This window comes from Pseudoalteromonas phenolica, from assembly GCF_001444405.1.
Classification (GTDB): domain Bacteria; phylum Pseudomonadota; class Gammaproteobacteria; order Enterobacterales; family Alteromonadaceae; genus Pseudoalteromonas; species Pseudoalteromonas phenolica.
The window spans coordinates 546,069-571,541 of record NZ_CP013187.1 but is presented as its reverse complement, the minus strand read 5'-3'; the positions used below and the strand labels follow the sequence as shown (position 1 = coordinate 571,541).

Annotated in this window: 21 protein-coding genes; 8 read left to right on the top strand and 13 right to left on the bottom strand. The window is 41.2% G+C overall.

Annotation, left to right across the window (positions count from 1 at the left end; translation table 11 throughout):
- The first annotated feature begins 43 nt into the window (after positions 1-43).
- Positions 44-247 carry a hypothetical protein gene (locus PP2015_RS02530; protein ID WP_058028779.1) on the top strand — a complete coding sequence of 68 codons (204 nt, stop codon included), beginning with the start codon at positions 44-46 and terminating at the stop codon, positions 245-247.
- A 59-nt stretch (positions 248-306) separates the two neighbouring features.
- Here the strand turns inward: PP2015_RS02530 and PP2015_RS02525 are convergent, their stop codons facing one another.
- From PP2015_RS02525 to PP2015_RS02480, 10 genes are all read right to left on the bottom strand, one after another.
- The gene (locus tag PP2015_RS02525) at positions 307-1,200 is read right to left on the bottom strand and encodes a hypothetical protein (protein ID WP_058028778.1); all 894 of its coding nucleotides are present in this window, start codon (positions 1,198-1,200) and stop codon (positions 307-309) included.
- Positions 1,200-1,796, bottom strand: coding sequence for a hypothetical protein (locus PP2015_RS02520; protein WP_128724335.1), 597 nt, complete (start codon positions 1,794-1,796; stop codon positions 1,200-1,202). Before PP2015_RS02520 ends, PP2015_RS02525 begins: the two co-directional genes overlap by 1 nt.
- Positions 1,783-2,322 (bottom strand): RNA polymerase sigma factor, encoded by a 540-nt coding sequence (locus tag PP2015_RS02515; RefSeq protein ID WP_058028776.1) that lies wholly within the window; start codon positions 2,320-2,322, stop codon positions 1,783-1,785. Before PP2015_RS02515 ends, PP2015_RS02520 begins: the two co-directional genes overlap by 14 nt.
- Positions 2,323-2,395: 73 nt before the next feature.
- Positions 2,396-3,307: a hydrogen peroxide-inducible genes activator gene (locus PP2015_RS02510; RefSeq protein ID WP_058028775.1), complete on the bottom strand. Its 912-nt coding sequence runs from the start codon at positions 3,305-3,307 to the stop codon at positions 2,396-2,398.
- Positions 3,308-3,631: 324 nt separating this feature from the next.
- Positions 3,632-4,900, bottom strand: coding sequence for an inorganic phosphate transporter (locus PP2015_RS02505; protein ID WP_058028774.1), 1,269 nt, complete (start codon positions 4,898-4,900; stop codon positions 3,632-3,634).
- 35 nt (positions 4,901-4,935) lie between these two features.
- Positions 4,936-5,613 (bottom strand): TIGR00153 family protein, encoded by a 678-nt coding sequence (locus tag PP2015_RS02500; protein ID WP_058028773.1) that lies wholly within the window; start codon positions 5,611-5,613, stop codon positions 4,936-4,938.
- Between the two features lie 140 nt (positions 5,614-5,753).
- The gene (phoU, locus tag PP2015_RS02495) at positions 5,754-6,455 is read right to left on the bottom strand and encodes a phosphate signaling complex protein PhoU (RefSeq protein WP_058028772.1); all 702 of its coding nucleotides are present in this window, start codon (positions 6,453-6,455) and stop codon (positions 5,754-5,756) included.
- A gap of 22 nt (positions 6,456-6,477) precedes the next feature.
- Entirely contained in the window at positions 6,478-7,302 is an 825-nt protein-coding gene (pstB, locus tag PP2015_RS02490; RefSeq protein ID WP_058028771.1) for a phosphate ABC transporter ATP-binding protein PstB, read from the bottom strand.
- Between the two features lie 23 nt (positions 7,303-7,325).
- Positions 7,326-8,975 carry a phosphate ABC transporter permease PstA gene (gene pstA / locus PP2015_RS02485; RefSeq protein WP_058028770.1) on the bottom strand — a complete coding sequence of 550 codons (1,650 nt, stop codon included), beginning with the start codon at positions 8,973-8,975 and terminating at the stop codon, positions 7,326-7,328.
- 18 nt (positions 8,976-8,993) lie between these two features.
- Positions 8,994-11,231 carry an ABC transporter permease subunit gene (locus PP2015_RS02480; RefSeq protein ID WP_058028769.1) on the bottom strand — a complete coding sequence of 746 codons (2,238 nt, stop codon included), beginning with the start codon at positions 11,229-11,231 and terminating at the stop codon, positions 8,994-8,996.
- A 297-nt stretch (positions 11,232-11,528) separates the two neighbouring features.
- Here PP2015_RS02480 and PP2015_RS02475 point away from each other — a divergent pair, with 297 nt between their 5' ends.
- The 3 genes from PP2015_RS02475 to PP2015_RS02465 all read left to right on the top strand — a co-directional run bounded on the left by PP2015_RS02475 (position 11,529) and on the right by PP2015_RS02465 (position 15,714).
- Positions 11,529-12,035 carry a glycine cleavage system transcriptional repressor gene (locus PP2015_RS02475; protein ID WP_058028768.1) on the top strand — a complete coding sequence of 169 codons (507 nt, stop codon included), beginning with the start codon at positions 11,529-11,531 and terminating at the stop codon, positions 12,033-12,035.
- 102 nt (positions 12,036-12,137) lie between these two features.
- Complete coding sequence (gene ppk1 / locus PP2015_RS02470) at positions 12,138-14,228, top strand: polyphosphate kinase 1 (RefSeq protein WP_058028767.1); 2,091 nt, start codon at positions 12,138-12,140, stop codon at positions 14,226-14,228.
- A complete protein-coding gene (locus PP2015_RS02465; protein ID WP_058028766.1) occupies positions 14,212-15,714 on the top strand; it encodes a Ppx/GppA phosphatase family protein in 1,503 nt (500 codons plus the stop codon). The genes ppk1 and PP2015_RS02465 overlap by 17 nt, the downstream gene beginning before the upstream one ends.
- 76 nt (positions 15,715-15,790) lie before the next feature.
- Here PP2015_RS02465 and PP2015_RS02460 read toward each other — a convergent pair whose 3' ends face one another.
- On the bottom strand, positions 15,791-17,035 hold the full coding sequence (locus PP2015_RS02460) for an EAL and HDOD domain-containing protein (protein WP_058028765.1): 1,245 nt from the start codon (positions 17,033-17,035) through the stop codon (positions 15,791-15,793).
- Between the two features lie 299 nt (positions 17,036-17,334).
- On the opposite strand from PP2015_RS02460, the gene PP2015_RS02455 reads away from it, so the two are divergent.
- From PP2015_RS02455 to PP2015_RS02440, 4 genes are all read left to right on the top strand, one after another.
- Positions 17,335-20,019 (top strand): PAS domain S-box protein, encoded by a 2,685-nt coding sequence (locus tag PP2015_RS02455; protein ID WP_058028764.1) that lies wholly within the window; start codon positions 17,335-17,337, stop codon positions 20,017-20,019.
- On the top strand, positions 20,019-20,432 hold the full coding sequence (locus tag PP2015_RS02450; protein WP_058028763.1) for a response regulator: 414 nt from the start codon (positions 20,019-20,021) through the stop codon (positions 20,430-20,432). The genes PP2015_RS02455 and PP2015_RS02450 overlap by 1 nt, the downstream gene beginning before the upstream one ends.
- Positions 20,429-21,343 (top strand): GGDEF domain-containing response regulator, encoded by a 915-nt coding sequence (locus PP2015_RS02445; RefSeq protein WP_058028762.1) that lies wholly within the window; start codon positions 20,429-20,431, stop codon positions 21,341-21,343. The genes PP2015_RS02450 and PP2015_RS02445 overlap by 4 nt, the downstream gene beginning before the upstream one ends.
- A 320-nt stretch (positions 21,344-21,663) precedes the next feature.
- Entirely contained in the window at positions 21,664-22,878 is a 1,215-nt protein-coding gene (locus tag PP2015_RS02440; protein WP_058028761.1) for a type III PLP-dependent enzyme, read from the top strand.
- A 49-nt stretch (positions 22,879-22,927) separates the two neighbouring features.
- On the opposite strand, the gene PP2015_RS02435 is transcribed toward PP2015_RS02440, so the two are convergent.
- Positions 22,928-24,673 (bottom strand): sensor histidine kinase, encoded by a 1,746-nt coding sequence (locus PP2015_RS02435; protein ID WP_058028760.1) that lies wholly within the window; start codon positions 24,671-24,673, stop codon positions 22,928-22,930.
- Positions 24,673-25,374 (bottom strand): response regulator transcription factor, encoded by a 702-nt coding sequence (locus PP2015_RS02430; RefSeq protein ID WP_058028759.1) that lies wholly within the window; start codon positions 25,372-25,374, stop codon positions 24,673-24,675. The genes PP2015_RS02435 and PP2015_RS02430 overlap by 1 nt, the downstream gene beginning before the upstream one ends.
- Positions 25,375-25,473 lie beyond the last annotated feature (99 nt).

Sequence of the window (25,473 nt, the reverse complement as noted above, 5' to 3'; positions counted from 1 at the left end):
AAGGATTGATAAATATCACAATAGGAAAGTTAAGGAGGTCGTTATGCTGCTCTTAGTATCTTTTTTGCTGATCTTACACTGTGCCATTGCATATCAGTGTTACTTAAGTACACATAAGAAAGGGTATCCTACTTTTGTGTTCACTCTACTTAGTTTGATCCCTTATTTTAATCTGGTTGTTTGGGTGTATTTACTGTTTTTGCCAAACCTCAACGAGCAAACACAGATGCACCAATCAAGTAATTAACGATAGTGCATACTAAAAGAGGGCTAACCGCCCTCTTTTAGTATAACTGTTTGGCGCCACTAGAATTGATATTGTGTTGCACTTTTCGCCAATTTATCTGCGTTAATATCCCCTCTCACGCATGACTCTATATCAGACTTTTTAAATACCAAAATATGCTTTTCCTGTTGGTATGAAGGGGTAAACTTGAAACTCACATGCTCACTGTCTTTAACACTGCGTAAGCCATTACCATAATCACATAAGCTATTTGCCAAACTCACAGTCACTGTCGTTTTAAGCAACGCTTGTTGCGCCTGCTGCTGAGCTTGGCGCTGTGCTCTATCCTGCTTCAGTTTTTCTTTAAGCTGTACTTTGCTCTCAGTCAATTTAACTTTTTCGGCTTCTAATTTTGCGATTTCTTTAGCGATTTCTTTATGATGCTCAAGTAGCTCTTGGTTTTTCTCTTCTTGACGTCTTAACATGTAATCTAGTTCATGTTTTTCTCGCTCTAATTCATGTAACTCGCGCCGTGTTTCGCGCTCTTGCTCTGCCACTTCACGTATTTGCTCCGCGCCTTGACGCACCGCTTCTAAGGCTACTTGATACGCCTCTTTAGAAACATCTGCAATGTTGTCACCGAGCACTGACATTTGCATTTCTAACGCTGAAAAATCTGGTGACTGGATCTCTGTAAGGCCATGTATATCTTGCATATCCCCAATATGCTTACGCCAATCAAACAGACTTTTATTTCGTAAACTCACATCAAAAATAAGCCCTTGATCTGCCAAGTAGTAGCCTTCTACATTCCGCACTTGCCCCTTAGTATCATGCTTTAATGCTGTGCTTACAACTCGCTGAAAAATTGTCACTTCTCGTTGTAATTTAGCGAGATCTTGCTCTGTCTTCGCTGCTGTTGAAAATGTTGCACTGAGCACTGCAACTGATAATAAAGAGAGTAAAGTTTTCATTATTGACCTCCATTATGCGCAAGCGTTTGTAATGGCGCATGTTCCACTTGCTCTGCAAGTTCATTGAGTTGTAAACGTAGAATCGCTTGATCTTGGGCTCTTTGTGTTTGTAAAAATGCCAGTAAATCATCAAGTGCCACTTGGCGTTCTGCACGATTTGTGAGTAACACTTGATTGGTTAAATCGGCTTGCAAATTCTGGCTTTTTTGCATCTGGGCTAAAATTTGCTGCATGGTATCTTGCTGTGTTGCTATTTGTGTTTGTTGCGCCACAAGACCTTGCTCTAATGTTTGATTTTGTTGCCACAATTGCACAGACAGAAGGCTTAAAAAGCCAACACAAGCCGCCATGCCCCACTGCATCCAATGCCCTTGAAAACGACTTGCTTGCTTAAGCTCCGGCATTGCTATGGATGAATAAGACGGCGCCGCTTGCTCTTCATAGCTGCTGGCCATGCTTTGCCAAGATTGAGCGCTTTCAAACAGCGGCTTAGTTTCTGGATCGGCTAAAACTTGAGCTTGCTGTGCATCTGTAAGCTGCTCACCATCAAGCCACTTTTCAAGTAGTTCATGGGGTGTCATTTCATGATTCGACACGGATCACCTCCAATGGCGCTTTCATTTTTCCAAGCGCACTATATAAACGGGATTTAACGGTATTTGGCGAAATAGCCAGCTGCTCAGCGATTTCTTCAAAGGTGAAATGCTGGAAAAACTTCAGTTCAACAATTTGTCGCTGCTCGAACGGCAAAGCCTGTAGCGCAGCGTGAATATGTTGATTATCACTTTGTAATTGAATTGGGCAACTGGGTGTATGGGCAGCTTCAGAGACTTCTTCAAGCGGGCTAGACTGCCTTTGCTTACGAAAGAAGTCCATACAACGCGCTTGGGTCACCGAAAATAACCAAGTCTTAAATTGGCTCTGACCATGAAAGTTATGCAAAGAGCGATAGACACTCATAAAAGCTTCTTGCATTAAATCAAGTGCATCATGGCTATTGCCAGTTAGGCGGAGGCAATGGTTATACACCTGCTGTTCATGCTGCTTGATAAGCTTCAGCCAAGCCGCTTGGTCGCCTTTTTGGGCTTTTTTTATGAGTTTGTCTTGGCTTTGAAAAAACACCTTTAAACCCTAATTAATCATCTCTATTTAGTTAGTCGAGAGGTGTTTTAAAAAAGTTTGCGAAAAATAAAATTTATTTTTCGCAATCACATTGTTCAGTGATGAATGGCAATAATCCCTCACTAAATAAGCGAAAATCGCGAATACGACCCGTGGTTTTACGCCAGATCAAACCAATCTCACGATACGCATCAGTACCTGACTTTCTCACAGCTAAATCTTTACCGGACAATATGCCTGCGTTGAGTGCCATTTGCGGTAAGAATGTCACTCCATGCTGATATTCCACCATGTTCAATAAGGTGTGCAAATTACTCGCTTCGAACGGGTTGATACACTCATGTTTGTTAAGATGGCAAGCACTCAGCGCATGGCCTGTCAGACAGTGCTCTCTTTCTAGTAAAAACACACTCTGATCTGGCAGCAAGTTGTAATCATCGATGTCTTTTAGCGGATAGCTTTTGTGATAAACCAAAGAGAAGGCATCTTTAGTGAGTACTTTAGTGTGGAACTTCTCCGTTTGATAAGGCAAAGCCAGCATCGCCATATCTATCTGTCCTTGCTCAAGGCGCGCCAATAACTTATCACTGGTGTCTTCAATTAAGATCAGCTCTAAGTTCGGGAAAGCTTCACGACAATGTTGATAAAGTGGCGCTGCAATAAAGCTAGCAATCGTAGGAATTAGCCCCAAGACTAATTTGCCTGACAGCGGGTTTTTAAAGCTCTCAGTGAACTCTTTAATGCTCATGGTATCGGCAACAATTTTCTTGGCACGTGCAACCACTTCTTCACCTAACTCGGTAAACATTAAGCTACGGTTCTCACGCTCAATGAGTTGACTGCCTAACGTTTCTTCAAGAGTTTGAATTGCGGTACTCAAAGTCGATTGACCAATAAAACACGCCTGAGCGGCACGACCAAAATGTTGATGCTGATGCACTGCAATAAGATATTGAAGTTGTTTAATACTAGGTAGGTTTGTCACGGTTTTCTCTAAGCAAACTCAAATTTCATTCAGTATAACGATGAAGTACTCAGAGTAAAACGGATAAGATCAATTGCTTATACCAATTCTCTTAATTAAGTGTCCTTTTTGAGGCAAGGAAAGCTTGTCGATAACGAGGCGAAAATTTTGCTATTTAGTTGTTCTAAATGAGAAATTTTTAACGTGGTTAGCGGCAGCTCTAGTCCCTCAAAATGATTAAGTATTATTGAGGGTTGGTATCAGATTATTAAGGAATTATTGATATAAAAAGACCCCAGCACCGTGATGCTGAGGTCTTTTCAAGCTAAAAGTCTGTAAGTCTAATTACACGCCGAAAGCGGTTCTTAGAATGTAGAATATAACAATAGCAAGTGCAGCACCGACTGGCAATGTAATTACCCAAGAAACCACAATATTTCTAATTACACCCATGTTCAGTGCAGCGATACCACGCGCCATACCTACACCTAATACAGCACCTACTAGCGTTTGTGTTGTAGAGATAGGTAGACCAGTACCTGATGCAATAACTACCGTTGATGCTGCTGCAAGTTCAGCAGCAAAACCACGGCTTGGTGTTAAGTGCGTGATACCTTCACCAATTGTTTTAATTACTTTCTTACCAAGGACCGCAAGACCCACTACGATACCGATACCACCTAGCGGTAAGATCCACCAAGCAAGTGCCGCTTTCTTAGCGATTTCACCGTTGTGCTCAACAATGTTCACAACTGCCGCAAGTGGACCAATCGCATTTGCTACGTCATTTGAACCGTGTGCGAATGCCATACAACATGCCGTTAGTACCATTAGGATAGCGAATACTTTCTCAACGTTGTTGAACTGCATTTGCTTGTCTGCTTTAGGGTCCATTTTCAAACGGTTAATTGCCATTTTACCAATGATACCTACAACCACAGCAATACCAATTGCAAGTGCATAACCTTCAACTGCACCTAGGTTAATACCAATGTGCTTAAGGCCTTTCTTAATGGTTACAAGTGACATAACAAAGCCAGCTAGACCCATATAAATAGGCACATAACGCTTGGCATTTTGTAATGGTGAATCTGTGTCGAAAATCAGCTTTTGCGCACTCATAAAGATTAAGTATGCAATAAAGCCTGAAATGGCAGGGGTAACAATCCAACTACCTACGATACCGGCAACTTTGCCCCATTGAATTGCTTCACTACCCACTGCAACCAAGGCGAAACCAATAATCGCACCGATGATAGAGTGAGTCGTTGAAACAGGCCAACCCAGTAAAGACGCAAGAAGTAGCCATGAACCTGCTGCAAATAGTGCAGAGATCATACCTAATACCATCAACTCAGGAATGTCAGCGAAAGGCGCTGCGTCGATGATACCTTTACGGATTGTTGATGTTACTTCACCACCTGCAAGGTATGCACCGGCGAATTCGAAGATCATCGCGATGATGATCGCTTGTTTGATGGTAAGTGCTTTCGAGCCTACTGAAGTACCCATGGCGTTTGCAACGTCATTTGCACCAATACCATATGCCATGAAGAAACCTACTGCCGCAGCAATTAGGATCAGCATGGAACCATAGTTAGCAATGATATCCATTGTTAAACCTTAAATTTTAAATACGAATAAAACGATTAACGAGCTAACATTAGCTCAAGTCGAGAACCAACACGCTCTGCAATATCAGCAAGCTCACCTACCCACTCAATGATCTTGTATAAGAACATTACATCAACAGGATTAAGTTCACCTTCGATAGCACGAAGCTCTTGGCGGATCTTGATTTGCATTTCATCCGTGTCTTGCTCAATTGAGTCTAACTTTTCAAGCATGCTTTCGACCAGAGTTACTTCACGACCACGGAATCCAGTTTCCAATAGCTCGTCAAACTCATTGATGGCTTTAGAGGCTTGTTTAGTTGCATCGACACAACGTTCAAGATAAGCAATGAAGTCATTTTGAATAGACTGAGGGATCACCATTTCACGACCAACAACGCGGCCTGCGATGTCTTTCGCTTTATTCGCAATTTTATCTTGCTGAGTGATCAACTCTAATAAATCGGTGCGCTCTACAGGCATAAATAAACCACGAGGTAAGTGTAATCTTACTTCACGCTTTAAAACGTCTGCTTCACGTTCAAGGTTACGGATGTCAACACGAAGTGCTTCGGCTTCTTTCCATTCAGATTTGAATACATGATTAAAAAACGGTACTAAAGAACTGCTAGCTTTATGTACGATTTTAATGTGTTCTTCTATTGGCTTAATAGGAGACTTAGCAAATACTCCTAAAAACGCATTAGTAGGCATAACTGACCCTTAAATCATATTAATATGCTTTGCGGGGTGAATTTTACAGCATTAGCCGACGTTGTGAACGGATTTTTGTCCGAAATGCTAATTAAGCTGCGCTGAATCATAAAAATTCAGCGCAGAGAGGCATATATTTTTTACAGCGTTTTCGCGATATCTTCTTGAGATGTATGGCGAATATCTTTACCGTTCACAAAATAAATGACGTATTCAGCGATGTTCTGACAACGGTCACCAATGCGCTCTAATGAACGTACAGACCAGATTAGATCCATAATTTTAGGAATAGAACGCGGGTCTTCCATCATGTATGTCATAATTTGACGGGTCAGCGCTTCATACTCACGGTCAACTTTTGCGTCTTCTTTATGCACTTCAAAGGCACTTTGCGCATCCATACGGGCAAAAGCATCTAGTACATCATGCAACATCTTCGACACTTGGCGACCCATATTCTCTAAGTTCACCAATAAATCTTGCTGATCTTTGGTAAATGAATCTAGTGCAACACGTGCGATGCGCTCCGCTTCATCACCAATACGCTCAAGGTCAGCAATGGTTTTAGCAATCGCAACTACTAGACGTAAGTCACTTGCTGCTGGCTGACGTTTCGCAATGATACGGGTACATTCTTCATCAATGTTCACTTCCATGGCGTTAACTTTGTAGTCGTTCTCGCTGACTTTACGTGCTTTTTCAGCATCGTTGTCGTTGATCGCATCAAGTGCAAGGTTTAATTGCTCTTCTACCAAACCACCCATGCTTAATACGTGGTTACGAACATTTTCTAGCTCTTCGTTAAAGCGGCCAGAGATATGCTTGTTTAAATTGTTTTCCATGATTTATTCCTCTCGCTCGCTATTAACCGTAACGACCCGTGATATAGTCTTCCGTCTTCTTCTTAGAAGGCGTTGTGAATAGCGTGTTTGTGTCAGCGTATTCGATCAGTTCACCCATATACATGAATGCAGTTTGATCAGAAACACGTGCCGCCTGTTGCATGTTGTGTGTTACAATCACAACCGTATACTTTTCTTTCAGGTCGTTGATCAGCTCTTCGATTACCAAAGTTGAAATCGGGTCAAGTGCCGATGTTGGTTCGTCTAGCAGTAATACTTCAGGTTCGATTGCAATTGAGCGGGCAATCACTAGACGCTGCTGCTGACCACCTGACAAACCAAACGCACTGTCATGAAGACGGTCTTTAACTTCGTCCCATAACGCTGCACCGCGTAATGAGCGTTCTACCACTTCATCTAGCTTACGCTTGTCTTTAATACCTTGTAGGCGTAGGCCGTATACCACATTCTCATATATTGATTTAGGGAATGGATTTGGTCTTTGGAACACCATACCTACGTTACGGCGAAGTGCCGCAACGTCTACGCTCTTATCATAGATATTCTGACCATGAAGGTTGATCTCACCTTCTATACGACAAATATCGACTAAGTCATTCATACGGTTAATACAACGTAATAATGTTGATTTACCACAACCCGATGGACCGATAAACGCTGTTACCTGACCCTTAGGGATTTTCATATTGATTTTGCTAAGCGCTTGCTTGTCACCATAGTAAAGATCTAGGTCTTTGATCTCTAGTGCGGTTTGCTCTTCGCTCAAATTAGCTAAATCTAATTTAACTTGATTTGTGTTATTCACTTCAGGAGCTACTGTAATCATTTCTAAAATACCTAGTTATACTATTAATGTTCAAGAGAACGGAACTTTTCACGTAAATGGTTACGAATACCAATCGCGGTAATATTCAGTGCGATGATAACGCTGACCAGTAAGAATGCCGTTGCGTAAACCAATGGACGCGCAGCTTCAACATTCGGGCTTTGGAAACCAACATCATAGATGTGGAAACCTAAGTGCATGAACTTACGATCTAAGTGAACAAACGGGAAGTTACCATCAATCGGTAACGTCGGTGCCATTTTCACAACACCTACTAGCATTAGTGGCGCAACCTCACCGGCAGCACGTGCTACCGCTAAGATTAAACCTGTCATAATTGCCGGGCTTGCCATTGGTACAATGATGCGCCATAGCGTTTCAGCTTTTGTCGCACCCAATGCCAATGAACCATGACGTACTGAACTTGGAATACGTGATAAACCCTCTTCAGTCGAAACAATAACCACTGGCAGCGTTAAGATTGCTAAAGTTAATGCCGACCAAATTACACCTGGCGTACCAAATACAGGGCTTGGCGCAGCTTCTGGATAGAACAATTGGTCAATTGAGCCACCTAACATGTAAACGAAGAAACCAAGACCAAATACACCATAAACAATTGAAGGTACACCTGCTAAGTTGATTACCGCGATACGGATCATCTTAGTCACAGCGTTCTTAGCCGCATACTCGTGTAAGTAGATTGCAGCAACTACACCAAATGGCGTCACAATCACAGCCATTAGCATAACCATGAAAACAGTACCGAAGATTGCAGGGAATACACCACCCTCAGTATTCGCTTCACGGGGATCATCTGAAACGAACTTACCTGACTGAACAAAGAAGTGGCCTAGCTTTGCAAAGAAGCCCATGTCATTAGGGAACCACAAGTCTAATACCTGATAAATAGGTAAAGTTACTAGCTCACCACGCATGTCACGTACAACCACTTGGTCACGCTTCGCTTTCTTACGAAGCTCAAATAAGCGCGCTTCTAATACTTTGTATTCAGCCCGAAGTTCTGCACGTTGTGACTCTAAATCAGCCAGTACTTCATCAGTTAAGGCATTATCAAGTGCGTATTTCTTTTCTTTTAAACGAAGACGCTCAAGCTCATAGTTAATGTGACCAATATCACCGTTTTGTAGATCAAGTGCTTCTTCATTTAAATCTACAGCACGCTCAACCAGTTCAACTAAACGTTCTTTAGGCGCATTGATAACTTCTTTACCGTCTTCAATTACACGCTCTACATAGCCATAGAAGTTACCGTTTTTACTACGCTCAAACACCGCCATCGCTTCAGGCTTAGTTTGAGACTGGATGTCAGTTGTGAGTATCCAACGGAAATCTAGGTCTACATATTCACGGTTACCCGTTTTTACCAAAATACGTTCAATATATTCATCTTGGTATGCCGATAAATCATAGCCCGCTGCTTCTAAGCGAGATTTAGGTACCATTTCACGGTCATAAATCTCACCAATCACTGTTTGCTTAGGCACTGAGCCTTCAAGCTTTAACTCAACCACTTCTGATGGCCAGAAGAAGCTTAAACCTTTCCATGCGATCATCGCTAATAAACCGATAACCGAGATTAAACTGATGCTAACTGCACCACCTGTCATCCAGATCCAAGGAGATCCTGACTTAAACCATTGCTTTACCATGTCATGAAACTCCGATAATTACATTGAGCTGTATTTTTCACGTAGACGCTGACGAACAAATTCAGCGAGCGTGTTAAATACAAAGGTAAAAATAAACAACACAAATGCAGCAAGGAATAGAATACGGTAGTGCGAACTACCCACTTCTGATTCAGGCATTTCAACCGCGATGTTCGCCGCTAAAGTACGCATACCTTGGAAGATACTCCAGTCCATAATTGGCGTATTACCCGTTGCCATCAGCACAATCATAGTCTCACCAACTGCACGGCCTAAACCCATCATGACCGCAGAGAAGATACCCGGACTAGCCGTAAGAAGCACAACATAAACAAGGGTTTGCCACTGCGTCGCACCGAGCGCTAATGAACCATTTGATAAGTGCTTAGGCACACTGAATACCGCATCTTCTGCGATTGAGAAAATAGTCGGGATAACCGCAAAGCCCATCGCAATACCTACAACCAGTGAGTTACGCTGGTCAAACGTTAGACCTAGCTCATTCGTTAAATATTGACGCACATTGCCATCAAATACCCACAGTTCGATTTGACCGCTGATTGCGAATGACAACCAACCGATAAATAACACCACAGGAATAAGTAAAATTGAATGCCAGCCATCAGGAATTAGATGACGAATACTCGCTGGTAGCTTAGTCCAGCCAAATGCGGTCGCGATCACCGCCACTGGCAGTAAAGTCACCAGTGCAATCACAGCAGGAAGATGCGTTTCGATTAAAGGCGCTAACCAAAGACCCGCTAAGAAACCAAGGATAACTGTTGGTAATGCTTCCATAATTTCAACGGTTGGCTTAACTACGCGACGCAATTCACTCGACATGAAGTAAGCTGTATAAATTGCAGCTGAAATTGCAATCGGTACAGCAAATAGCATGGCATACATCGCCGCTTTAATCGTACCGAATGAAATTGGCACTAAAGAGAACTTAGATTCAAAGTCATCAGACGCTGACGTTGACTGCCAAGTGTATGCTGGCTCAGGGTAGCCTTCGTACCACACTTCATTCCAAAGTGCCGACCAAGTTACCTCAGGGTGCTCGTTGTGCACTTCAAATATAGAAAGCGTATTATTCGATAGAGACAAAACTGCGTTTGCTCGAGGTGATACTGCAAAGTTATCAATGGCTTGCTCACTGATTTTGCCACGCCATAATTCGGCTTCACTGGTGGTGTAGTAAACGCCTAAGTCACCTGATGATGTCGTTGTGAAGAAAGTGCGGCGGTAGTATTCAGTATAAATGTCTAGTTTATTCGTTTTTTCAGTTTCAAATGCACGGATTTTGGCAAACTGACGGCCATTATCTTCCGTGTTTACCTCAAACCACTGAGACACTTCACCGTTATCGTTTGCCAGCATAAGAGAGTTTGCACCAGCGAGTAATGTCGCGCTCACTAGGTTTGCATTTTCTTCATTGGCTGCTAGCACTTGGAACTGCTCAACTTCAGCTGGGTCACGCGTATCAAAGATATAAATTTTATTCGCACTACGAACAAATACACGAGACGTATCTGGTGAAATCAGTAACTCATTTACGCGACCATCAATGTCTAGCTCAGTGCGCTCAATTAGCCACTCAACTTCACCAGTAAACATGTTTTCTTCAGGTGTGAATGCCGCAAATACCACACGCTTGTCTTCAGTTAATGCAACGGCTGCTGCTTTATCTTCATAATAACTAAAGGCAAACTTAGCTATTGCTTGCTCTTGCTCATCCACTAATAGTTGTTCCCCATCTAATGGATAACCAATACGTGGTGTGATCAAGCGCTCATTACCAGGGAAAGTTACTAAGAAGCTCGGCTTAACCAGCTTAATTGCACCATTATCTAAACCGTATGCATATAAGCCTAAAAACGGCGCGCTTTTCGCAAATGTCGTGATATTTCCATCAAGTTCAACATCTAGGCTTTTCATTAATTGTCCTGAGCTGTCTCCTTTTATATGGTAAAAATCGACACTCCCAGAATCTTCTAATAGATAAGCAATCTCTGTTTGCTCTTCTACGCCGATACCGACATAGTTTTTCTCTGAAGATAAACTCACATCAGTGCGCTTTTCTACTTTAGCTGACTCGAGAATTGGTTCAACAACATATAGTAGATAGAAGAAGATCAACAGCAATGCCACAAGTACCATTACCCCACCTGCGGTAATACTGTATTGTGCAAAGCGATCTTTAAATAAACGGCGCTTGTCCGTTTTAAAAGATTTTTGCTGTGCTGAGGTAGACATTAAAACACCTTATTATCTTTGAATTGTGCGTATTATATTTCATCAAGATGACAGTATTGTTACATAAAAAGGACTTTACACTGCTTAAAAGTGAACTTTTCTTAACAAGAAAAAGTCAGAAAAATGTCGCTAAAAGTTTGAGTTATCTCAAGCAAAGGCTCTATTTTCTGGACAAGCAACAAAACTTAACTAATCTTAAGTTGCAATATATTTAAAGACGTACGGAAACGTTATATAAATTATTGCTTGTTTCCACTTCTACCACACGGTAGTTAAAAAATAATAAGAGACATTGATATGAAGCAGTTAGTTTTAACAATAATAGGTAAGGACCGGCCGGGTCTCGTTGACGAAATCTCAGCAACCATCCTTGAACATCACGGTAACTGGATGACCAGTAACCTCAGTCATTTAGCAGGTCAATTTGCAGGTATAATTCAGATTGGCGTAGCAGAGGAGCATCTGCAGGAAATACAATCAGCATTAAATACGCTGTCAGGTTTAGAGGTGCATATTGAGTCTGGCGACACAGACGCTGCAGTTCAGACACCTGAAACACTCAATTTAGTGATAACAGGTAATGACAGACCGGGGATCGTAAAAGAACTTTCTAGTGTCATACGCCATAAAGGCGCGAACATTACCCACTTAAACTCTCGCCAGCGCAGTGCGCCAAACTGGGGAGTGCCGATCTTTAGTGCATTCGCCACCGTCACTTTACCTGCGGGTATGCACAAAGACAATGTAATTGAAGCACTAGAGTCAATTACCAGCGACCTAGTCGTTGATATTGAAAGTGAATAATCATTAAATGTTATGGCAGGCTGAGGAATAAGCCTGTCATATAAGTGTCACACAAACCCCATATATTTTGCTGTTGTACCTTTGATTACCCATGGATAGATCATGCATTCTGTACCACACACCTCAACTAATATTAGTTACTTTGCCAAAGAATTAAGCTGGCTTTCGTTCAACGAACGCGTTCTTCAAGAAGCCAAAGACCAAAATAATCCACTTATTGAAAGACTGCGATTTTTGGGTATTTTCTCAAATAATTTAGATGAGTTTTTTAGGGTCAGAGTTGCTGATTTAAAAAGAAAAATTCTATTAAATAGCTTGTCAGATGCCCACTTTGACGCTGATGAAGAACTACTTAATCAAGTTAATAAGAAAGTATTATCACTCGGTAAAAAATTCAATCAGATCCACCACCAGTTGTTAGCTGATCTCGACAAACAAAACATTCATATCCGCCAGCCAACTGACTTATCTAACTTTCACAAAGACTGGCTAGAAGACTTTTTTAAAGACCAAGTCCTACAGCATATGTCACCCATGTTACTCACCGAATCAAAAGATTACTCGAGTAACATTAATGATGCGATGACTTACCTTTTTATTCATATGCAAGGTGAGAAGTCTCAGTATGCCTTATTAGAAATACCCACTGATAGGCTAGATCGATTCGTCATTTTACCGTCAGAAAAAAGCCGCCGTCATAAAACCATTGTCATGCTTGATGATGTGGTCGAGTTTTATTTGGCTGAAGTTTTTAAGAGTTTTGTTAAGTTTGACAGCATTGAAGGCTATTCAATCAAACTAACACGTGATGCTGAATACAATTTAGATAATGAGATTGAAGAAGGCTTACTCGATAAAATGTCGAAAGGCTTAAAGCAGCGCCTTTATGCTGAGCCGGTACGTATGGTCTATGACCAAGCGATGCCTGACGAGATGCTAAAGGTACTAAAAAAACGACTTGGCGCAAGCCAACAAGATGCACTCATCCCAGGTGGTCGCTATCGTAATTTTAGAGACTTTATTTCTTTTCCTAATGTTGGCCGTAAGCATTTAGAAAATAAGCCTTTAAAACCGCTTACTAGTAACGCTTTTGCCAAGCACGACAGTGTTTTTAAGGCCATCTCAGAGCAAGATATTTTACTTTATTATCCGTATCATACGTTCAACCATATGCTTGAATATGTTCGTCAGGCAGCCTATGACCCCAAGGTCACTCAAATTAAAATTAATATTTATCGTGTAGCCTCCCGTTCAAGACTAGTTTCTTCGTTAATTAATGCCGCCAAAAACGGTAAGAAAGTCACCGTCATGGTTGAACTAAAAGCGCGCTTTGATGAACAAAACAACATTGAATGGGCTAAATTACTCAGCGAAGCGGGTATCAAGGTACTGGTTGGTTTGCCAGCACTAAAAGTTCACAGCAAGCTCTGCGTAATACACCGAAAAGAAAAAGGTAAGATTGTAAAATATGCCCACATCGGTACGGGCAATTTCCACGAAAAGACAGCCCGAATTTACACTGACTTCAGCCTATTCACTAAACACAACGAAATCTGTGATGAATGTGATGAGGTCTTCAGATTCATCGAAACCAGTTATCGCCCATTTACTTTTAAGCACCTACAAATTTCACCATTAAATGCCCGAGAGCGCATTTGTCAGGGCATAGAGAATGAAATTTTAGCTGCTAAGAATGGTAAATTTGCACAAATCACCATAAAAGTGAATAATCTAGTCGACAAACAGCTCATTGATTTGCTCTACAGTGCTGCTCGACAGGGTGTAAAAATTCGTATTATTGTTCGTGGCATGTGTGCACTGGTCCCCGGATTACCGAAATTTAGCGATAACATCTCAGTTATCAGTATCGTTGATCGCTTTTTAGAACACCCTCGGGTAATGGTGTTCGAAAACCAAGGCGACCAGCAGATTTATATTTCTTCAGCTGACTGGATGACGCGAAATTTAGATCACCGTGTTGAAGCCGGTGTGCCTATTTACGATCAGCACTTAAAGCAGTTAATCATCAATATTTTAGAGCTACAATTTAAAGATTGCTGTAAAGCAAGAATCATAGATGTCGAACAACAAAATAAATACGTTGCCCGAGGTAACCGTAAAAAAGTACGTTCGCAAATTGCCATCTATGATCTCTTGAGTAAATGGGAACACAATTATGCACAACACACCTGAGCCTGCGAGTTTTGCAGCGCTCGATTTAGGCTCTAATAGCTTTCATTTAGTCATCGCCCGAAAAGTTGAGGGCAGACTACAAATTCTTCATAAAGAAAAGCATCGCGTGCATTTAGCTGCAGGTCTCAATGAAGAATTTGAACTCTCAGAAGAGGCCATTGAACGTGCCATGTTGGCTTTTAAGCAACTGGCACAAACTCTACAGGGGTTTGATCCTGCCAATGTCGAAGTTGTCGCGACCTACACGCTTAGAAACATTAAAAATCTAAAGCACTTCTTGCAACAAGCTCAAGTGCACTTTCCTTTTAATATCAATGTTATTTCTGGACAAGAGGAAGCACGTTTAATTTACCAAGGCGTTGCAAATTATGTGCATGGTAAAGATAACCGCTTAGTCATTGATATTGGTGGCGGCAGTACTGAGCTCGTTATAGGTCAACACTTTGAAGCCTTACAACTTACAAGTCGTGATATCGGCTGTGCCAATATAACCAAAGCCTGTTTTAGCTCCGGTAAGCTCAGTAAAGGCACATTTAAAAAAGCCGAAATAGCCGCACGACAAGCACTTGAGCCAATCTCTCCCCGCTATCGAAAAACCGGTTGGAAACACAGTTACGGTACATCAGGTACAATCAAAGCCCTAATCGGTATTGCGCAAGCTCAGTTCGACTGTGAATACTTAACTCTGCCTATTTTAGAAGACATCAAAGCGCTATTCATTGCGCAAGGCAGTATTGAGCAACTTGATATTAAAGGGTTAAATCCTGAGCGCCATACCAATATCGCTGGCGGTTTAAGCATTGTCATTGCCGCCTTTAAAGAACTTAAATTAGATCGCTTAGAATACTGTGATTATGCACTACGTGAAGGCGTTTTACACGAGATGCTAAACTATGATGAGTTTGATTTAAGGGTGCGTACCATCATCGCGCTTGGCCAACATTACAACATCGATACAGCCCATGCAGATAACGTGTTTGATACTGTTAAACACTTATTTTCACAATGTAAGAAAGCCTGGGGATTGAAGCAAAAAGACCTTCTACAACTCCAGTGGGCCGCACAATTACATGAAGTAGGTTTGTCGATTAACTCATCGGGTATTCAAAAGCACAGTGCGTATATCGTGATGAATACCGCTCTACCAGGCTTCACACAGCAACAACAAAGTGTATTAAGTGCTTTGATCCGTTTTCATCGTAAAAAGATAAAACTTCCAGAACTAGATATCTTTAATATTCTGTGTTCAGAGACATTTGCGAAACTCTTAACGCTATTCAGGCTGGCCGTATTAGTTAACAGAACTCGGCAGTTAACCGATTTGTCTCGTCCGACATTGTCTGTAGAAGACAATAAATGCACAGTGCTTTTTGATGCACAATTACCTGAAGAACAAGCATTACTTTGCGCGGACCTAGAGCAAGAAAAGCTGTATCTTGACTCAATTGGGATCGAGCTTGTTTTTGTCATCGGTGAGTGTTCGTAAGAACAAAGCTATAGCTTAACCACTAAAAAGGCTGCGAATGCAGCCTTTTTAATAAGAGTTTGTTTGGAAAACATGCTTATTGTACTGAAACTACTGCAAAAATATCATCTGCATATTCACGGCTTTGAGCAACTAAATCATAAATATTACTAATCGGCGTTGCTGGTCTTACTGCTGCCAATACAGCTTCAGCTTCTTGCCAATTGTTTTGCTCGACAGCAATCGCTACCCTTAATGCTCCACCTAGCAACCCTTTATAATTCAGTAGCGCACCACTTAGGTTACTATCAAGTGAGAACTCTGAAACAATGGTACTTAACTCCATATCCAGAACTGCACCTAGAATAGACATAAGCCCAATTAAATATCCCTGCTCTGCCATTTCTTCACCACCGGGGGCTAGGAACAAAGCCATAAAACGTGCTCGCATTAAACCATACTTGGTCAATTCAGCTGGCTTATCAACCCCCAATTCGCTGAGTGCCAAAACTCGAACAAATTGCCTCAATGCATCTTCACCTAGATATACAACCGCTTGAGAAATTGTCTTCATTTCTAACTTCTCAAGACCAGAACGTGCATTGACTAACTTTAAAACTCTAGCCGTTAGACTCAAGTCTTTAGAGATTTTTTTCTCAATATCTTTAAAGCATAGATTAGGCTGTGCCGTTGATTTTAATAAATCAAACACCACCAGCTTAGAAGGCTCAACATTACCATGCGTCAACATTTCTGGTTTCGCAAAAAAGTAGCCCTGAAAATAGTCAACACCTGCACTTTTCAGATACTCAAACTCTTCATAGGTTTCAATTCGCTCAACCACAATCTTCATTTTTGGATATAGACGCTTGAGCTTCTTAACCATCATTGTCGTTTTAAGCACTGGCTGCTCAAGTTCCAATTTAATGTACGACATATGTGGTAAAAGCGGCTCCCATCGAGGATCGGCATCGTAATCGTCCAACGCAAATCGATAGTGCTGCTTACGCAGCATCTTCACGGTTTCAAGCAACTGCTGTACATTCTGAGAGCGTTCAACAATTTCAAGCACTAAGTTATCGGGTTTTAATAATCGTGGGATCTCTTGTAGTAATGTCGTATCAGACAGATTGATAAACGCGCAGTGATTCGCCACTAGCTTCTCTTTACCAACCAAAATAAGTGAGTTGAAAAACATCCGCCCCGTCGCCTGCTCATCACTTACCCCAACAGGGAAAGCGTTGTTCTGCGAATCTCGATAAAGCAACTCGTATGCAAAGATTTGCTTAGTCGCATCGAGAATTGCTTGTCTAGCAATATACTGAGTCGCGGGTTTTGTCATAGATACTCTAAACCTGATAATTAAACTCTAACTCTTAATCGATGAGAGTTAACTAGAAATTACATAATATTTTTTAGATTACGTCAGCACAGATAGATGAGCAAACAAAAATACTTTCATCTGAATTATAATAATTTATTCCCTGCCCTTTTACCTAACGAATTTTAAACGTTTACAAAGACAGCGCTCCCTAAAAATTGAAAAAAAGCCTAGCTGTGCCAAACTTTAAAAAACAATCTTAACGAAATCATACGTTAACTCGATCAACCTACTTTCTATTTAGGCAAAAGGATAGCTTTATGGAGCTCAATACGCTCGAGTCTTTCTTCCATACTATGTACATGCCCCATGGCCATTGCTACTTGTGGCAACCTCACTTGTTATGGAGTAATGTTATTGCTGATGCGCTTATCACCGCCGCTTATTTTTCTATTCCTATCGCCATTATGATCGTAGCCAAGAAGCGCCCAGAGTTTGGACAACATTGGCTGGCTTGGCTATTTTCTGCTTTTATTTTGCTTTGTGGCTTAACTCACCTCATTGGTATTTTTGCTGTTTGGCATGGCATTTATGGTATTCAAGCAATCAGTAAAATTGCCACTGCGATCGTTTCAATGATCACAGCTATATACCTTTTTCGCCTTCTCCCTGAGGCGCTCAGCCTTGCAACTCCCCAAGAAGTAAAAGGATTTAAAACAAAACTGACTGCATACACCAGAGAAACTGCGTTTTTAAAGACCAAATTAAGCCAGCATGAATTAACTAGCTTTACCCTAGAAGCACTCCCAACTAGTGCATTATTACTCGATGAAAAATTAAACATTTTGTCGGGCAACCCGCATTTTTTAAATGAACTGAAATACTCTGAAAACGATGACGTGAGCAATCAACCACTGAGTACGTTTTTTACTTCTCATGACCCATTTTATACCTACGAAGTAATACAAAGTGACATTGCTAACTCACCTAATTTTAGTCGATCGCTAATCTGTACCATGCGCGCCAGTGATGGCCAATTAATTCCTATGGAGATCAATTTAAAACGTAGCCAATTTAAAGATGAAACTTTGATCCTAGCTGCATTTAATAACTTATCTGAATTACGCCTGACAGAATTAGAATTACAAGAGTCTCATCAGCAGATGCAGCGTGCAGTCAATGCCACTGAAGACGGAATTTGGGAATGGAATGTACAAAATAACGCCGTTGATTATTCTCCTAAATTACTCGAAATGATTGGTCATGCTAATGAACAAGAAGCGAAATTTGAAATGTGGTTTGAACATATTCATCCCAAATATGTAGAGCACGTTAATAAGGCACTTGAAGCACATTTCAAAACGAGAGAGCAGTACAAAGTTGAATATTTAGGAAAAGATAAAAATAACAATTACAGCTGGTTTTTAGCAATTGGTAATAGTGTATTCGATGAGCAAGGGAACCCCACTGTGATGTCTGGTGCATTACGAAACATTGAAACCGAGAAGCAATTAAGAATAGAAATAGCCGAAAAAGAAGACATACTTAGCGCCATTTATAATGGTACTGAGCAAGCTATCTGGCTCGTAAAAGCGACGCTTGATGATTTTATTTTCTTAGAATTTAACCAAACAGCATGCCAGCGCGCTGGCGTCTCATATCAACAGATCATAGGTAAACGACTTACCCAGTTGAAAGGCGGCATATTTACGCCAGAAAATATCGCGCTTATTAAGCAAAAGTACACGCAGTGCAAACATGTAAAAGCCCCCATGGAGTATACTGAAAGCTTTAATTTTTCAGGAAAAACATATTGGTACCAAACCACACTTTACCCACTGATTGACGAGCAAGAAGGAACACTAAAAATAGTTGGCACAGCCATCGATGTGACACACAGAAAGCTGATTGAATCAGAACTGCAAAAGAGCCAATACTTTTTAGAGAAGATGATTGACTCGACTGTCTGTGGTTTATACCTCTACGACCTTAAAACGCAGCAAAATACTCGAATTAATCAGCGCTATACTGATTTGCTTGGCTACACATTAGAGGAGCTGCAACAACAAGACTTAAGCAAGCTTTTTCATCCCGATGAAGTAGGAGAAGTGTTTGAGCACATTCAAACTGTAACTAAAAAACCTGAAGGTCACTTAACTCCCATGACTTACCGGTTTAAACATAAAGCTGGCCACTGGATATGGTGCTACTCATTTGACACAGTATTGATGCTCGACGAACAAGGTAATCCAGATTTAATGTTAGGGACCTTTATTGATATCACCGAACAAACTACATTACTTAACGAACTTAAAACATCTAACGAAAGCTTAGAGAGGTTCGCTTTTATCGCCTCCCATGATTTACAAGAGCCTCTCAGGAAAATAACCTCATTCTCATCAAGCTTAGCCACTCGATTAAGTTCGGCATTAAAAGCAGATCCAGATGCCGAGTTTGAATTTTCTCGTTTACTCAGCTCAACAACGAGAATGCGGAATATGATCCAAGACTTGTTAAAGCTGTCGCGATTAACCACTCGTAAAGTCAATAAAGCGCCCAATCGCCTCGCCCTCTTAATATCAGAGATCTGCGAGCAGTTATCTTTACCGATTGAGGAAGCAAATGCTGAAATAGTCATCGAGCACGACAATCATCAACTCACTGTTGATTACTCTTTGATGCTGCAAGTATTACAAAACCTCATTACCAATAGTCTTAAGTTTAAGCACCCTGAGCGTGCGCCAAAAATATCTATTGGCTGCTATACTGAAAAAAGTAACATTGTCATTACTTATACTGATAACGGTATTGGCATACAACCCGAATACAGAACACAAATATTTGAACCTTTTCAGAGAGTGTTTGCCAATCAATATGAAGGCAGTGGTATTGGTTTATCTTTAGTCAAAAAAATTATTGAGTTACACGACGGACAGATAGAGTGTGTTGATAACCCTGACGAAGGCGCTAGGTTCTTGATACACATACCGATGGAGGGGCAGTGATGAACGAAATAGTACTAGTAGAAGATGACCCGGATGATATTTATCTGTTCCGTCAAGCATGTGCTCGATCTCCTAATGCTCCCAATGTAAAGGTTTTACAAAGCGCAAAAGAGCTGATTGTTGAAGCAAAAATATCAGTGAACCCCAATAGGATCTATCTACTAGATCTCAATATGCCCGAAATGTCTGGTCTAGAAGCACTTGACCATTTACAAAAAAACGCGCAACTTAATAACATGATTGTGGTTTGCTATAGCACTTCGGATAGCCCATCGGATATTAGGCAGGCCTATGAGTTAGGGGCTAAATCGTTTTTGAGAAAGCCCAGCTCAATCAGTGAATTAACCGAAATGATTAACACCATTACCCATTACTGGTTTAAATACAATAAAATAGGGAGTGTTGAAGTATGAGCACGTGGTTAATCTATTTACTCGAAGACAATGAAGATGATGTTTATTTAGTAAAAAAGTTACTGAGCGAAGTTCAAACTCGGCAAAAATACAAAATATGTGCATTTTCAAACCTTAGTTCATTAGCCAGAGCGTTGACTCAAGCCCTGCCTGACACAATGTTAATAGATTTAAATGTGCCGGATAGTATGGGGCTAGATACCCTGGTGAATGTAAAACGCATTGCCAAAGGCATTCCCATAATTGTACTAACAGGCGTATCTGAAGAGTTTTATGGTGAGCAAGCTATACAGCTCGGCGCACAAGATTACATACCAAAACACGAACTATCAGGTACTCTGCTTAACCGAACTATCATGTTTTCTAAAGAACGACATGACATGCAAAAGAATTTAGAAAACTTAGTGTCTCTTGATAGGCTGACCATGCTGCATAATAGAGGGGCATTTGATCAACACTTACAAGAAACATTCAGTGAAGCACAACGCCATAACCATACTTTTGGTATCTTATTTATTGATTTAGATAACTTTAAGCCTGTTAACGACGAACTTGGCCACCAAGCCGGTGACAAACTACTGAAATTGATTGCTTCCAAGCTCAAACTATTTAAACGCTCTGCCGACTTTGTTGCACGTTATGGTGGTGACGAGTTTGTCATTGTTGCGCACCACATAGATAACCAAGAAAACCTCCATAAGCTTGCTAACTACAAATATCAGCTATTAGCCGATGCCTACTGCTTGGAAGATAAAGATGGCGCATTAAAAGAAGTTAACCTTGAGGTAAGCATTGGTGCAGTTATGTTTCCTGCGCATGCTGATAGTATACAAGACCTATTAAGTGCTGCCGATAAAGCCATGTATTATGCTAAAGAAAACAAGCTTCCCCTTCACATTCCAGCTCTATAGCCTATTCAAAATTGATACAAAGCACAGATCATTGCGCGATGTTTAGTCGCGCAGCAGCTCATTTTTTTATCACTCAAAAAATCACTTTGCTTAATTCATAATTTTTGTCGATAAGACAAAAATAATTCGGCTTTTTTGCGCAAACTTTTAATTGTCGAATGTATAACTTGTGATTATTATCTGCTCCATCTTGATGATAGCCAATCCGAGTACATCACAGCTGTTTTTGTGGCAAGGCGATGAGTAACTATCCAAGTGTTATTAACTTTTAACACTACACGCATTATACATTTGAGCGTGCCTTTTTTAGGGGATTTATTATGGCGCAAGCCCACACTGTTTTAGATTTTCATTCTTACTCTAGCGGCTTGCTGTCTAGTGATGAAACACGGTTAATTACAAGCTCAGTAACACAATATGGTGCACCATTATTGTTATTAGACTGCGATGTTGTTCGCCGCCAATACCATGCACTAAACGACGCACTGCCCAGTGTGACCTTACACTATGCTTTAAAGCCATTACCTCATGAAGCAGTAGTGAGAACCTTACTGGCTGAGGGTGCATGCTTTGATTTAGCCACCAGCGGTGAAGTCGATCTAGTAAAGCAAATTGGCGTACCAGCTGAGCGCACCATTCACACCCATCCGATCAAACGCGATAGCGATATTCGTGACGCGCTTGAATATGGCTGTACGGTGTTTGTTGTCGACAACCTGAATGAGCTAGAAAAATTTAAGCCCTATAAAGATCGGGTTGAGCTATTAGTGCGCTTAAGCTTTCGAAACAAAGAAGCCTTTGCTGATTTATCGAAAAAATTCGGCTGCTCAGCAGAAGACGCATTAGAGATCATCGAAACGGCTAACCGTTGGCAAATTCGCATTAAAGGCTTGTCGTTCCATGTTGGTTCGCAAACCCTTAGCCCACAAAAATATGTGGATGCTATTGAAGCCTGTAAAGCCTTAATGAACAAAGTCGTCGACTGTGGTTTACCAGCACTTAGCATGCTAGACATTGGCGGCGGTTTTCCAGTGAGCTACAACCGTCAAGTGATGCCTATTAAGCTATTCTGCGTACCGATAAATGCAGCTTTGGCTGGATTACCTGAGACAGTACAAGTCATCGCTGAGCCTGGCCGTTTTATTGTTGCTGAAGCCATGGTGAGCGTTGCTTCTATCATGGGTCAAGCAAAACGTGAAGGGCAAATTTGGTATTACCTAGATGATGGTATTTACGGCTCATTCAGCGGCTTAATGTTTGATGACGCTCAGTACCCGTTAACGGCGATACGCTTGAGTGACCATTGGCGCACCAGCGCATTGCAAAGCAGCGTGTTAACAGGCCCGACGTGCGACAGTATTGATGTGGTAGCCGATAACATTATGCTACCCGCGTTAAGCAATGGCGATTTAATCGTCGGCAAAATGATGGGCGCTTATACCAGTGCCACAGCAACCGATTTTAACTTTTTTAAACGCGCACATACCGTGGTGTTAAACGATGTGGCATTAGATAGTCCAAGATTAATTGTGTAGAGTGTGAACGCAAAGGGCCCTCATTTGAGGGCCCTTTTTTGTTATAAGATTAGGCATCAGCCATTTTAAACTTAAACCGTATATTCAACGCGAGGCCCGGTGACATACGCTCTACACTCACTTCACCTTGCTGGGCATTGATCAGTTCTTTAACCAAAGCCAAACCAATTCCCGTGCCTTGGGTCGCTCGGGTTAATTCATTGCCGCCACGATAAAACAACTCAAACAGCTTTTCTTGCTGCTCTTCACTAATACCAAAACCATAATCACGTATTTGCAACTGAATAAACTCTGGCTGTTGCTTAGAATAATGAAAATTGAAATCGATTTTTTGCCTATCAACATCATTGATCTTAGCTTGATCAAAAAACTTCACGGCATTGTCAGTAATATTGATCACCACTTGCGCAAAGGCATCCATATCAACCCACAGTAAAGCACTGTCTGGTTGTTCAAAAGGCTGATTAATAGTGAGTTTGAAATCATTTTTAACTAATAAAGATGAGACTTTAGATTGGATCACATCATTTAAAATGCTCAATTTTACCCAGTTTGGCTCAACATTATGGGCAGGTTGGCTAAGCTTTGAGAGCTGAAGAATATTATCTATGAGGCGAGATAAACGCTCACTCTCACTAAAAATAAACTCATAGTAATCGCTGCGATGTTGCTCAGATAAAATTTGTCCTGACTTTAGCATTTCTGAATACATACGAATGGATGTCAGTGGGGTTTTTAATTCATGACTCACGGACGAGACAAAGTTCAAACGTTGCTCGGCTAACTTTAATTGGCGTTTTCCCAAGGCATAAAAACCATAGCAACCAAGTGCAATGGTCAGTAATAATACCCCCATTAACCCTAAGCCATACAAAGCAAGGCTACTAGTCCCAAACGCTTTAGTCGAAAATGAAATACAATAAGACGGAAACGGCCAATGTAGAGCACTTTCTTTCAAGTGAACTTGCATCAACTTTGCCGGTAACGACGCTTGTAACTGTACATCCATATCTCCATTTTTCAGCATCTTGGAAACAATAAACGCATCCTCGGCATGACCTTTCTTATCACTGATAGTCAATCCGAGAAATGCATTGGGACGCTTATTGGTCATGACTTCCATAATAAGTCCGAGTAAATAGCGCTGTTTATTTAGCACATAGCCCTGCATTTTTACTTCATCACTGACTGTCACCACACGATAAAAAATGAAGTAATCTGGTACGTCTTCTATCACTTCGTATTTTTCAGGCTGTACGATAAAGCCATTATTAATCAAAGTTTTTATTTGCGCTGAACGCATCACTATATCGTATAAGCCGCGCGCCATTTTGAGGCTGTCTTTTTTCGCTTCTTTTTCCGAGAAAACATCATCAGCTTCAATCACATCTGGCCACATAGGGCTATTAAAACGCCCTTGCGCATCAATCTGAAAGAAACCTACCAGACCTTCATAACGTTGAAAACTTTCTGGATCTGCAAGTGGAGATACTTGTCGCGTGACCTTGTTGGTATCTGGGTTGTAAGCATACTGGTAATAATCAAACTCTGTGGGAGAAACCGAGTTCGTGATAATCGCCTGTTTAAATAGCCGTTTATTAATGATGTCGCTGAGCTTAGTGGCATGTTTTTGGTATTTAACAATTTGCTCTTGCTCGAATTGCTGAAACACAAACACACAAACCAATGACACCGGAATAAACAGCAGCAAAAAAAAGCTCAGTGTGAAAATTCTTAGCCTTTTTAAACGCTGTTGATAATTGAGTAAAGGAGAAGGTTTTAAGAATGCTTTCATCAAGAAACCTGCCCGAATAATTGATACCCTTCGCCACGCAGGGTCACTAGGTATTTTGGCGCTTTAGGATCAGGTTCAATTTTCTTGCGTAACTTGGCTATATGAATATCTACCGTGCGGGTATCTATGTGATCGGTGGACTTATAACCCCACACTTCTCTTAACAGTTCACAGCGAGAAACAGGCGCTTTTTGTTGGCTTAGATAATTTAAGATTTCTACTTCACGACGGGTATAGCGCACAGTTTGGTTAAACGATTGGCCTGTTAAACTCTGGGTGCAGATCTCCACTTGATCGCAAATGGTTAGCTTACTGTCTTCGGGGCTCCACCCTGAACGACGTACCAAGGCTTTAACCCTTAATACCAGCTCTGACGTCGAAAATGGTTTAGCTAAATAATCATCAGCCCCCAGAGTCAGGCCGTTGATAATATCTTCTTCACTGTTTTTGGCGGTTAGCATCAAAATCGCTTGGCTTTGCGAGTGTTGTCGTAGCGCATTACAGATCTCAAAACCATTCATACTCGGCAGCATCACATCTAAAATCACACAATGATAATGACCTTGCAACGCGGTTTCTAAGCCTTGCTTGCCATCCATTTCACTGTCGACCTCAAAACCATGGAAAATAAATAAGTCGGTCAAGCCGCGTAAAATGCTGGCTTCGTCTTCCACGATTAACAATTTAGGTTTGATGCTCATAATTCAATACTCCTTTTTACACACGCGTTACCCTACCCCAGCCCTTACATTTTCTTAAGTAAACTTTTGTAAAAAAATCCTACTCAGAGTTTTACTTTT